The sequence below is a fragment of the Mucilaginibacter sp. L196 genome (assembly GCF_009765905.1).
Classification (GTDB): Bacteria; Bacteroidota; Bacteroidia; order Sphingobacteriales; family Sphingobacteriaceae; genus Mucilaginibacter.
In genome coordinates, this window is sequence record NZ_LMUO01000006.1 from 134,719 (window position 1) to 147,369 (window position 12,651).

General features: G+C 39.5%; 8 protein-coding genes. 5 read left to right on the forward strand and 3 right to left on the reverse strand.

All coding sequences use genetic code 11. The features are described 5' to 3' along the window. Positions 1-68: 68 nt before the first annotated feature. Positions 69-2,888: a hypothetical protein gene (locus GSQ74_RS01695; RefSeq protein ID WP_158989406.1), complete on the reverse strand. Its 2,820-nt coding sequence runs from the start codon at positions 2,886-2,888 to the stop codon at positions 69-71. Between the two features lie 712 nt (positions 2,889-3,600). Here GSQ74_RS01695 and GSQ74_RS01700 point away from each other — a divergent pair. After that, a complete protein-coding gene (locus tag GSQ74_RS01700; RefSeq protein WP_158989408.1) occupies positions 3,601-4,293 on the forward strand; it encodes a Crp/Fnr family transcriptional regulator in 693 nt (230 codons plus the stop codon). Between the two features lie 80 nt (positions 4,294-4,373). Here GSQ74_RS01700 and GSQ74_RS01705 read toward each other — a convergent pair whose 3' ends face one another. Then, complete coding sequence (locus GSQ74_RS01705; protein WP_254060786.1) at positions 4,374-7,742, reverse strand: DEAD/DEAH box helicase; 3,369 nt, start codon at positions 7,740-7,742, stop codon at positions 4,374-4,376. A 201-nt stretch (positions 7,743-7,943) separates the two neighbouring features. Here GSQ74_RS01705 and GSQ74_RS01710 point away from each other — a divergent pair, with 201 nt between their 5' ends. The 4 genes from GSQ74_RS01710 to GSQ74_RS01725 all read left to right on the forward strand — a co-directional run bounded on the left by GSQ74_RS01710 (position 7,944) and on the right by GSQ74_RS01725 (position 11,194). After that, the gene (locus GSQ74_RS01710; protein WP_158989410.1) at positions 7,944-8,675 is read left to right on the forward strand and encodes a DUF4397 domain-containing protein; all 732 of its coding nucleotides are present in this window, start codon (positions 7,944-7,946) and stop codon (positions 8,673-8,675) included. 69 nt (positions 8,676-8,744) lie between these two features. Further along, positions 8,745-9,179 (forward strand): hypothetical protein, encoded by a 435-nt coding sequence (locus GSQ74_RS01715; RefSeq protein WP_158989412.1) that lies wholly within the window; start codon positions 8,745-8,747, stop codon positions 9,177-9,179. 118 nt (positions 9,180-9,297) lie between these two features. Then, the gene (locus tag GSQ74_RS01720; protein ID WP_158989414.1) at positions 9,298-9,864 is read left to right on the forward strand and encodes an RNA polymerase sigma factor; all 567 of its coding nucleotides are present in this window, start codon (positions 9,298-9,300) and stop codon (positions 9,862-9,864) included. Then, positions 9,842-11,194: an outer membrane beta-barrel protein gene (locus tag GSQ74_RS01725; protein ID WP_158989416.1), complete on the forward strand. Its 1,353-nt coding sequence runs from the start codon at positions 9,842-9,844 to the stop codon at positions 11,192-11,194. The genes GSQ74_RS01720 and GSQ74_RS01725 overlap by 23 nt, the downstream gene beginning before the upstream one ends. Before the next feature lie 240 nt (positions 11,195-11,434). Here GSQ74_RS01725 and GSQ74_RS01730 read toward each other — a convergent pair whose 3' ends face one another. After that, the gene (locus GSQ74_RS01730) at positions 11,435-12,622 is read right to left on the reverse strand and encodes an alginate lyase family protein (protein ID WP_158989418.1); all 1,188 of its coding nucleotides are present in this window, start codon (positions 12,620-12,622) and stop codon (positions 11,435-11,437) included. Positions 12,623-12,651: the final 29 nt, after the last annotated feature.

Here is a 12,651-nt window from a genome sequence, read left to right on the forward strand (position 1 = left end):
TATACTAACAGCGCCGTGATAACAAAGGAGTAAGCACTGTTAGTATAGGTAAATATTTAGCTGATAAATTATTTACCGGCTATAGTAACCTGTTTTACCTGATAACCGATGGCCCCGTTTAGATCACTGCCTTCCAGCACAATAGTATAGGTTGTCGGTTTATCAGCCGCGAAAAAAGTGAAGGAAGCTTCACCACTTTTATTGGTAATAATATTAGGTTCCCAATCAATTGTTGAGCGCAGATCGGCAAACTTCCGTCCTATATCTTTATTTAAATAACGTGGCCGGTAAAAGTTCGCGGGCAGCGTTGTTGGCATTGGTTTATACACATACACGCCGTTAGCCTTAGTCATAAATGGCCCATTACCCGATCGGGTGGTTATTTCCAGGAACGCATTGTCCGATCCTCTTTGCCCGGTCGCGTCCAATGCTAACAGTTCATCATTATCGGCTATGTTCCTATTAATATAGGATGCAATATATTTAGCACTGTATAATACTTCGATACCTTTAATATCTTCATCTGTAAAATTATCCAGGTATTGTTTAATGTAATAGTAATACTCATCAGTTTGCCCCGTAATGGGTTCGTAAAAACGGGTAAGGTCGACACCATCGAAAACAAACCTTACCTTTTTATCTCTTAAAAAAAAGTTACGATCCTGAGACTTAGGTAAAAAGCTAACTGTATAGCCCTCAACTTTTTTCAATATCAAATCGTACAAACTCATTTTTCCGGCATCCTTAACCTCGTCTTCCCCTATTACCTGATCGGCGTTGCCTGCCCCGTTTAAATTATCTGAGCCCTTAATTTCAGCCTGCGCTTTCACTACAACTTCTTTGAGCACATGCCCATATTGTGCCATTTGTAGTTCTTTGAAATAATCTGAGCTTGATCTTACATAATTTAATACCGTATCGCTGCTGTTAATATACCATGGGGCAACAACAGGCAAACTCAAATTTCTGGTGTCAGGCGGGCTCACTTCATCAAGACTTATTCCGGCATTTATGGCTTTACCGCTTTTGCCTTTATGCGCTTCCAAAACAAACGTGGTGCTGTCTACCGCCGGTAGTTTATCAAATATAAATTGGCCCTGTAAATTAGTTGACGTATCGCGCACAAAACGGAATTTACCGGTTGATATTAAGACCACATCCGCGTGATCCATCGGCTTATTGAATAGCGTGGTTACGCTACCTTTTACCCGGTTCGAAAGTTCCGGTTCAAAAAGAGGTTTGGGCAATGTGCTGATATTCTTCCAATCATAACCAATCCAGCCCTGCGTAAGTAAAAGCGCATCGAGTGCTTGCCAGGCATCTTTATCTTCAGTAAAATAATATCCGGGGGCTTCAACAAATCCCTTAAGATCATCCGTCAATAAAAAATGAGTTAATATTGATGAGTTAGTAGCTTTGTTTTTTTTTACCTGGCCATCGTCTGTAACGGCTGCGGAAAAGCTGCCAATTATCGGTTGACCAGAGATGTCTCTTACGATTATTTTCACAGGAATACTATCCCTTGGCCCATAACTTTGCTGACCTGTTTTAATATCAATTTTAAGATTGTCGTTATGATTGATGAATATTAACCTTTCATTAACCGGCATATTATTGGCATTTAGCAATGTAAAATGTGCAATGCCTGTAGGAAAAAGGCTTTTGGCTACGCGTACCGAAACTGTTGGCACCCCTGCCGGAATGGTTGCGGCAAAACATACTACATCCCTTGACTGCCCGATGAGGTATAGGGGCATGTTTTTTTTCACGATGTCATCAGTTATAAAAACAGAAACGGCAATCGTATCTTTATCGGCAGGATTGCGGATACGTAATACGGTACCGGATGATTTTACCACAGGTAAAGGAACTTCTTTATTTTCACCGTCGGGCAATTTTACCCTGGCGGTATAAGTTTCGCCCGCCGCAGGGAGCAGGTCAATTATTCCCACGCCTTTATACAGCGACTGAAAGGACAAGATCTCTTTTCCTGACGTATTACCTGTAATCACCCCGCTTATATCAATCCCTTTACCATCCTCGCCAATTGCCTTAAAGCCGATATGTGACGGAATACCTGCAACCATATCACCACTCTCTGGCATAAATTGTATATCCGCGTCCTTTGCCCGGCTTACATTTACAGGAATAGTTACTGATTGTTTAATATTGATTTTATCCTGCGCTACCAAAGCCAGATGTTTTATTGCAGCATTCGCCGGTAAGAGGAAATCAACATTTAATGCCCCGTCGGCAGTAGTTTGAGCAGCTCCTTTGTATATGATATGATTACCATTCAGAAGTTTTAGCTGCAACTCTTTTGAAGCAATCGCACTATTCTGCATATTGCTCAATTTAATATTCATTTTCACTTTATTATCAATAGGGACTAGTGATGCATTTGCATCAACCAGCCAATTCTGTGACGCAGGATTAGCGACATAAAAGCTTTGATAAAAAAATGATTCCTGCCCAAAGTTACGCATCCAGTTGGTATAGGCCCTGATGGTATAGGCTCCCTCCTTAATTTCACCCGGGGCTAATTCAATATCACCCCAGGTTATACCTAAGCCAGCCGCCAGAGCGATTCTTTTAACAATCTTATTGCTATCATTAAGTAACTCTACATATAACCGGCCGCTTAAAGGAGAATAATTAAGCAGAGGGTTAAGGATATAGCCTTTAAACCATATCGTATCGCCAACGGCATAATAAGGCTTATCCAGCTGTAGGTAAAGTTTTTCGCCCGGCATGCGGGAGTGTAAGGTATCTATTTTTGAAATAACCTGCTGAATGTTCTGCGGTGCCTGAGCTATTGCTTTAAATATACCACCAGAAAAAAGAAAAAAAATGACTAAAAACTTTAAGGGGGTCTTGTAAAACGACATATTCATTGAAGATTTATTTTATGGTTTGACGTTAATTGTTGTGGCTAACGCTTAATTACCTGAAGCAAGCAAAATTCACACGCGATTATCTTTTTGATCAATCAAACATAAAAAGGAAGTAATTAATTAAGGGTCAAAATTTGATTGAAAAGGATCAAAATTTGAGCAATGATACTTAGGGTTATTTTTAATATTATGTGTAGCCGGAAATTGATTAGTCTTAAGAGGTTGTGTTTCTGTCAGAAAGAATGAATAACATGACAAAAACCATAGAAATAGCGCAACTAAAGCAATGAAAACTGTTTAACCCTGCCTAGGAATACGACCTCCCGGCAGGGCTTTTTTATGTATTATTTGTTTATTTTACCAATAGGATAATAAAATTTGATCCTAACTTTATATTTACTGCAATAAATACAATTCATTTAATGATTTTAATCAATTTTCAGATTTAAAAACGATTACTTTTACAACAAAAGCAATAAATAGTTAAAAAAAATAATTAAATAATTAAAATTGAAGTACAAAAATCACATTACAGGCCATTTACATGACGACAACCAGCTTAATAAATAATCAAATTAGACATTTATCAAAATATTAATTATTTATATCATTTTTAAATCAATTCACTAATCAAAAACAGACAAATAACTTACATTGCATCAATTATTGATTGCAATATTAAAAAAAAGTAAAAAACACTTCCCCTATGAAAAAAAAGCTAATTACATGTGACATGAATAGCTGTTTTTTGTGCAGAAATTGCCTTCCGGAATGGAAAGGGGCAATTGCTACTAACAAAAAGAATTTTTTCGTTAAAAAAAATGAAATAATCTTCCAGGAAGGCGATCCGGTAAAAGGAATTTATTTTGTATTGAGCGGCAACGTTAAGGTGCATAAAAAATGGGGACAGGACAAGGAGGTGATTTTGAGATTCGCATCAGATGGTGCGATATTTGGCCATCGGGGGCTCGATACTAAAATATATCCCATATCAGCCACTGCGCTTGAGGACGGAATACTTTGTTACTTTGATCTGGATTTTTTCGAGGCCTGCTTAAAAGTCAACAATGAATTTACGTACCAATTAATGATGTTTTTTGTAAAGGATTTACAAGAATCTGAAAACAAGATGCGTAACCTTGCCCATATGCCGGTTAAAGGCCGCGTAGCGCAGGCCTTAATATATTTGGAGAAACAATTTGGATTAAAAGAAGATGGCTTTATTAATATCAGACTATCCCGGCAGGACCTGGCTTCCTTTATCGGCGCTACCTATGAGACCGTATTCAGGGTAATAACGGAACTACTGAATGAAAACATAGTAGCCGCCCATGACAAATACATAAAAGTTATAGATAAAGAGAAGCTGCTATTATTAACTGCCGACGACGAAACTTAGGAAATTAAACTATACCAATATACACTTCACCATCTTCAACCCGTATAGGATAGGTTTTTAGATTTGCAATCAATCTGCTTTTAATTCAATAAATCTAACAAATCATCTTTTGACAACGAGTTGATCATCGAGGTATCTGTGCGAATAAGGTTAGTAGCGAGTTCCTTTTTCCCCTGTTGCATGATCATCATCTTTTCTTCGACGGTACCGGGGCAGATCAACCTTACCGCTACAATGTTTTTGTTTTGCCCGATGCGATGGCAACGGTCTATCGCCTGGTTCTCTACGGCCGGGTTCCACCAGGGATCAACGAGGTAAACATAATCGGCTTCGGTTAGGTTCAGGCCCGTTCCTCCGGCTTTTAAGCTGATCAGGAATACACGCACATCCGGGTTAGTTTGAAATTCATTAACCACAGCCTGCCTGTTGCGGGTCTGCCCGGTGAGATAAGTAAAACCTATACTTCTACTATTCAACTCCTTTTTGATGAGGTCAAGCATGGTTACGAATTGTGAAAATACCAGGATCTTATGCTGCGGCCTTTTGCTTTCAATCTGTTCCAGCAGTGTATCGATTTTGGCGGAGGCATTCCCCGGCATCTTTTCCCCGCTGAGTAACAGGGGCGAATCGCAAATTTGCCTGAGTTTGGTTATACCTTTCAGCACATTCATAGCGCTCTTTTTTAACACATCGCCATTAATGGCCGAGATATAATCCCTGAACTCCTTTTCATAGGCATCATAAATACCGCGTTGTTCAGCTTGCATTTCACAATGCAGGATCATTTCTGTTTTTTCTGGCAGCTCAGCGGCAACCTCCTGCTTAGTACGGCGCAGAATAAAGGGGCCAATCTTTTGCTGAAGCTCCAAAGCACGCTTGTTACTTTTAAACTTATCAATGGGTACCCCATAAATATCCTTAAAGTATTGTTTGCTACCCAGTAAGCCCGGGCAGGCGAAGGATAGCTGGCCATAAAGGTCAAAAGTGCTATTTTCTATAGGAGTACCCGTGATGGCGATCCTATTGCGTGATTGTAACAAGTTAGCCGCTTTATAGCGCTGAGATACGGGATTCTTGATCTGCTGTGATTCATCCAGAAAGACATAATTAAAGACATAATCTTTGAGGAAATTAATATCGGCAAGCAAGGTACCGTAGGAGGTTAATATTACTTCATACTTATCAAATTCATCAATGTTTTTGATTCGATCGGCACCATAAATAGTATGTATTTTTATAGATGGCGCAAATTTTTCTATTTCCTCCTGCCAGTTAAATACTAAGGAAGCAGGCACCACAATAAGGTTGGTATTATGCTTTACTTTTTCTCGTTGGGATAATATAAAAGTAATAATCTGTATGGTTTTACCCAGGCCCATATCATCCGCAAGGCAACCGCCAAAGTTGAAATCATCCAGAAAATTCAACCATTTAAGACCCTGCTGCTGATACGGGCGAAGTGTGCCGTTTAAACCCGCTGGCATATCAATCGCTTTTATGACATCAAAGTCGGCCAGCTTTTTATGGTATACGCTGATCTCCTCCTTTACCTTTTCATCCAGCATGGCGGCATCATAAAGCTGCCCAATAACTGTAAAGTTTATTTTGGGTATGCGCAAAGTTTCATCATCCGCTATTTCGCCCGCATTAAAATAAGCTTTGAATTTTTCAATCCAATCCGCAGGCAGTATACCCATTGTACCATCGTCGAGCTGTATATACTTTGTTTTGTTTTTTACAGCCCGGTATATTTGTTTTAAGGCAGCTCTCTTACGCCCAAACCGTACATCCACAATGGTGTTAAACCAATTTAAGCCACTCAGCACCTGGATGTTTATTTTAACCTTATGCTCATTTAGCTTATTGCCCTCCAGTTCATTAAAACCCAATACCGTAACCAACTGCTTTTGCCATTCTTCAAAAACATCCAAAAACCAATCTTCATCTAAAAACGTCTTTTTATGCAGATAGAAATAATACAGGTCGTTATCAAGTTGTTCTTCAAAGTAAGGGTGCTGCTTAATAAGCAAAGCTGTAAAATCCAGCTCTTCGGCATCATTCCGTTTAACCAGGAACTCATGGCCTTTGTTATCCACCCCGTAAATCTGCCTTTTAGTACGTACTGATATTTCTACTTCACCATACCGCATCACCGGAACGATCATGACGTGTATGCCAAAATCCGACAGGTAAATTATTTTTTCATTTTCGCTATTAAAACCCTGTTGTTTAAGCTGAACAGGTGTTGCGCGCGGAATATGCTTATAGTTAATATCAATATTATCTTCCAGCTTTGTGAGCAATTGCGATTTGAACTCCTCAAACTTAGCGGCATGTACCAATAACTTATCCTGCTTTTTGGTTAACAGGCTAATTACATTAAGCAGCTGCAAATTACCTGCAAGATAAAGTGTATCTCCTGCCTGTATAAAATAAGTGAACCTGATACTTAAATCATTCAGCTCAAAAGCCCTGTCCTCAATCGTTATTTTACCGGATATTTCATAAAAACGATCCTCAGGGCTTACATTTAGTTGCAATTCGCCGGGTAATAGTTTTACATTAACCGGCACCAGCGAACCCGCGGTTATATTCTCAGATTTTTCGTTATCATGATAATAGAAATCATAGCCCAAAGGATTTTTGACAATGGCTTTTAAGGCTGTAATGTCAGCTTCGGATGTTTTATTATTCAGGTGATTTTGAAATTTATGTATACCCGTAAAAAACTTCAACTGCTCATGATCTTCTGTTTCCCAGATAAAATCCAGCGGGGCAATTACTTTTAAAGGGTTTTTGATCTTACCTTCCAGCGTTGTTTGTGCCGAGTACAATTCAATAAACAGGTACTTGTAGTATTTATGCTGTTTGATGATGACACAAACGGTATCGGGTTCAACAGCTAGGATTGGCTCCGGTACAAGAGCGGCCTTTAAAGCCATTAAGCTTTCTTTGGTGACGGGCAACAGGGCCGGATTTTTAGTTGTTATCGTCAGTTTTTTTGAGGCATATGTTATGTTGAAATAATCGTCTAAAGCAGCTTCCTTTTCCATGCCGTAATCTACCGCGAACCTCTTTAATTTTTCATGTCGCAACTTTTCATCATAAAAAACACGGAATTCCTCTTTTTTCAGGATAGCAGTCAAAACCAATGCCTGGTGTTCGCAAAGCTTGTTACGCTCTGCATAACAGTCACATGATAAAGATAGCTGGTCTTCCTGCTGGGTAACGATCACTTCAGGAAAAGCGATGGTAGCGAATAAATTGATGAACGAACCATGATTGATTTCCAGATGCTTCGGTGAAATTTGCGCGGCGTTATCAGTGAATATATGACCTGTAGCGTACTGTGCAATAAGGACCTCGGTTAATGTACTTATACGAACGCCTTTAAAAATGACCTCATGGTTCCTGGAATCGTCATGCTGATCGCTGATCAATTTACTCACTGCGCTAAATATCTGAACAATTATGGATATTACATGAATTATTGAGCATTTGCCCGGTTTGGCAATTATTATTCTAAGAAGCTAACCTATTCGGCTGGTGCTATTAAATATATTAGCCACCACTGAAATTATTTTTGCGGCTCAAGTAGCGTTTTGTTATCGCTGCCCGTAATGTATTTAAAGGGACTAATATTATTGGCTATGAAAAATTTAAAAAATCTAAAATCGGCGGCGACATTAGCTTGCGTGATATTTTTATCAGCTATTGGGTTAACATCCTGTTTAAAAGATAATAACCACTACGTAATAAATCCAACTGCGTTGTTAATGGTTATACAAGCCTCGCCTGATGCTCCTTCAGAAAGTATATTTCTTAAACCAAACCAGGTTAATCAATCAGCATTTAATTACGGGGATCATTTGGGGTACTTTAATGCCTATACAGGTGGCAGACTGGTTCAGTTATTTGGCTATGGCTCGTCTACTTTAATTGCTTCAGATAGTATTCATTTAGCTAATAACAATGCTTATTCATTATTTCTGGCCAACACTTATACCAAACCTGACTTTGTGTTACTTACAGATAGCCTTGCACGACCAGCATCCGGAAAAGCGACGATTCGTTTTGTTAATGTAAGCGCAGGCTCCGGAAATGTTGACCTTGTAGCAAACACCACAACATTAGTAACTAACGAACCTTATAGAGGTGTTTCAATATCTACACCCGCTAAAGCTGCTCCAGTATTTACACCCGTTTCAGGAAATGTACAATATAATTTTGAGGTTCGCGCCACAGGCACTACAACTGTATTGGCTTCGCTCGATAGCATCAATATTAGAAATGGTGGTGTATATACTATTTGGTATCATGGTTCAACAACAGGTACCAGCCCTAAATTAAGTGCCGACATTATTGCTAACGCTTACTATTAATACGTTTTAAATTAAAAATCATGTAGCATAACTGTATTTACTAACGTAATGTAGTTGTAATCAAATATTATGAAATTATTTTATCTTTTGCCAATCGCGGTTTTTGTTTTCTTCGCATCTGCCTGTTCTAAAATTAATGATAACCAGCCAACCGTTGTGTTACCAACCGGTACTTTTACCGGCCAGTTTTTGAAGATTCATTTAAACCCTGTAACATCGAAATATGATACGTCGAAGGCTAATCTTCAATTGACGCTTTCACAAAGTACAGGTTTCACTATTACAGGTGATACTACAACGCTGCATGCAGGCAGTTACGGATCATATGCTGCAAACGCGTATTATATACAATTTGTTGACCAGACCTATAACGCGGCAAAGCCAGGTAGTAAGTATCATTTACAAGGTGTTTATAATTACCTTTATAATGGCACTCAACTGGTAATGTACGTGAACTATGCGGATACCTTAAGTTTACAATACAATTTTGCCAAAAGCAATTAATCCTTAACACTATCTAAGGGTTAACTTTGTTATTCTATGGAAACAGCAGTTGTGATAGTAAATGTTACACTGCTGTGTTAATTTCTGGTATTCATCAATATATAGTGGGAAAAGGTTAATGCTGAGACCGTCGGACATTGCAGAGAGCGAACTTATAGCGCAATGTAAAACAGGTAATTTGAGGTGCCAGGAGATCCTATATACCAAATTTTACGGATTTGCTATGGGGATAAGCCTACGCTATAGCATGAACCGTGAAGACGCGCTTGAAGCCGTAAATGATGCTTTTATAAAAATATTTAAAAACTTTAAAGATTATGATGCAGGCAAACCATTTAAAGCATGGCTCAGCACTTTTGTAATCAATACCTCTATAGATAAACGCCGGAGGGAGCTAAAATATCAATTGAATATTGATTTGGGCGAAGCCGTGATGGTGTTGAGTTCATCAGACACTGTTGGGAATCTGGAGGCTCAGGATATACTCAATCTATTAAAGCTTTTACCATTAATACAAACCACTGTGTTTAACCTGTATGAGGTTGATGGTTACAGCCATGAGGAAATTGGTAAAATGTTGGGGATAGCAGCCAGCTCTTCGCGGGTATATCTAACTAGAGCTAAAGAAAAATTAAGAAAATTATTATTAATCAGAACCGATAATGAGCGACGATCAGTTAGATAATGATTTAAGAGACCGCATTAAGCAGGTGTTTGATGATTATCAGGATGACACCGCGGAAGAAGGCTGGCTTTTACTCAGGAAAAAATACCCGGAGGAGAAAAAAGACCGGGCTATCTTTTGGTATCGTGTAGCGGGAGTTGCCGCGTTTTTACTATTGTTCCTAAATATTTTTCTGTGGTATAGAGATGACAGCGGGTATAAGAAAAAGATAGCGGGCATTCATAAAATTGAACATCGTATTGATTCTGACGCAATGGCTACTACCAGAGGTAAGACGATTCAACGGGATTCTTCCATCGGGGGAGTTAATGGGTCTAAACCGACTACTATTTCTAAAGTAATAACTGTTGGCACTAAGCAATCTCCTGTTGCCGGTAAATCAGGTATCCTGGCTCATGTTGATCAATCATCGCTTAATAAATATGGTCTGCCTGGTTTTCCTGTAGATAGTGAATCAAAACAAACGCCTACAGCAACGTTTACCGCAGCAAATAAAGCACCTGCGGTGGTTGATAGCGTTAAAACTAATATACAAACCCCCAACTCTTCTTCAATCGGCAAAAAGAGTATCATGGCTGATCAGCAACAACCTGTCGCGGTAAGCAAAGCCATGCAGCAACTTTTTGATAAAGAAGATAAATCAAAGAAGAATACAGAGGAACAGCAAACCGCAGCGAACAGGATCGCTTTGGGAATATATGCGGCTTCGTATGTTAATTACGCTAAGGGAAGCCAGCGACAATTTAATAATGGCGCCGGTATATCCTCAGATATTAGATTAACAGATAATCTCAGCATCTCCACAGGAGTGGCTATCGGCCAAAACACCCTGGCCTACAACAGTACAACGCCATCCATGCCGGTTGCTTTGATGGCAATAAATTCTCATAATTTTTCGGCTAGTACAAGTGCGTTGCCTTTAGTTGTTCCGGCATCTAAAAACCTGAATGCAAACCTGGTGAATTTAGATGTTCCGGTGAATTTAAAATACAACTTTAATCCACAAACAGGTAATACCTACGTTGCAGCCGGGTTGAGTTCAGGTACGTTCATTAACGAAAGCTATAACACTACCTACAGTTATAATGCCCCCGACAATGGTACGGTTTTGCAATCTCAGGAAGGTAGTCATAAATCGTTTGATAACTTTTATTTTGCGCAAATGGTTAACCTGGCATTTGGCGTAGGTTATCCTTTGGGTAAAAATCACTTAGTTATTGAGCCATTTTTTAAATATCCGTTGAATGGTTTGGGTGATCAGCATATTCTTTTTGGTTCGGGAGGGATTAACCTGAAATTCAATTTTGATGCAGGGAAGCAAAGGAAATAGGAATGTGATGGAGGCGGGTTTGTCATTCTGAGCGCAGCGAAGAATCTGTACGCCCGGATGCTACTGTACAGATTCTTCGCTGCGCTCAGAATGACAATTTTATTATTCCCAATTGTCATTCCGAGAAACTAAGCAATGACAATAACATAATGCCTTAAAGGTTTTTTAATACCCCTATCCCGTCAGACTTGCGAAGTTTAAAAGCTAAGTCTTTAAACTCGCTTGCAATGATTTTTTGTTTTACATCCAGATTAAAGGATGGCGTATAGGCACGTTTCTGATAACTTCTTCTGTTTTCGGCTTATGGTCAAGTCGCTTCCATGTATTAAACCAATCATTTTGTTGGTAAGCATTCGCCCCGAATAATAAAAATGGTTGTGCAACAGGCCAGCTGTCCCAATACATCACATCTGGTTTTAGTTGCCACTTACTTTTATCTGCAACGTAAGGATACAGGTAGCTTATACCTTTTTTAATTGACTTGCCATCCGGCGTTTCAAAGGCCCATAGGTTATCTTTCGGGGTTGATAATATTTGGCAAAGTGTTGTCATGGCATCTAAATCAAATATAGAGTAGCCATAAGGTTTAGTGCGGGCCAACTCCAGCGGGAAACTCCCATCGGTACCCATTTGCCTTGGCAATAAAACAGTTTTGTACATAACCGATATTGAGTCGAGCTCTGCCTGGTTATTACAAAGTTTGGCAAATGAGGCTACCTGCATAGCCCAGCAGGTGGAATGGTTGTTTTTAGTGAGCTTTTCCTGTATACCGGGCTTACTGGTAAGCAACCAATTGGTGTACTCAGCAAACCATTTTTTAACCCCTTCGCTTGTTTGCGCATCCATAGCCGGGCAATCTTCCATTACAATTAGCCCCTGTGCTACTTCCATTAAATGGATGCTATCAATTATGCCATAGTTACGACCTGTAAATTTACCTTTTATAGCTTGCGCGAATTGCAGATTAGGGTTCATCAATGTTTCAGGATCAATAAACCATGCTTTTAGGTGGATAATGGCTTGCCGCACATATTTCTGGTCGCCGGTTATTTTATAGGCTGATGCAAGGGCACCAATTATTTCACTGAAACGGATCATTGCTTTTCTGTGCTCAATAAAATTGGCAGGATTGCTTTCCCCATCCCTGTTAATATATGGGCCATCCGGATTTTTAGGATCAGGCCAGAAGTAGTCGGCTTCAGAAAAGAAATCGTGCTTCCCTCCCGCGCTTCTCGGGCTGAAAGAGGCCGTTACGGTGATCGGTTTTTGTTGCATTGCCCAGTCGGCTTCTGCTAAAATTTGTTTTCTCAGGATAGCCTCGGCAGCTTTTTCAACACCCGACTTCGTTTTTGAATGCGGTGCGTTAATAAACGCGCTTTGAAAGCACCACAATATCATAATAAAAAACACCCGACCTAATGATTTCATATCCAGTAATGATTAATTAATAAATGCTT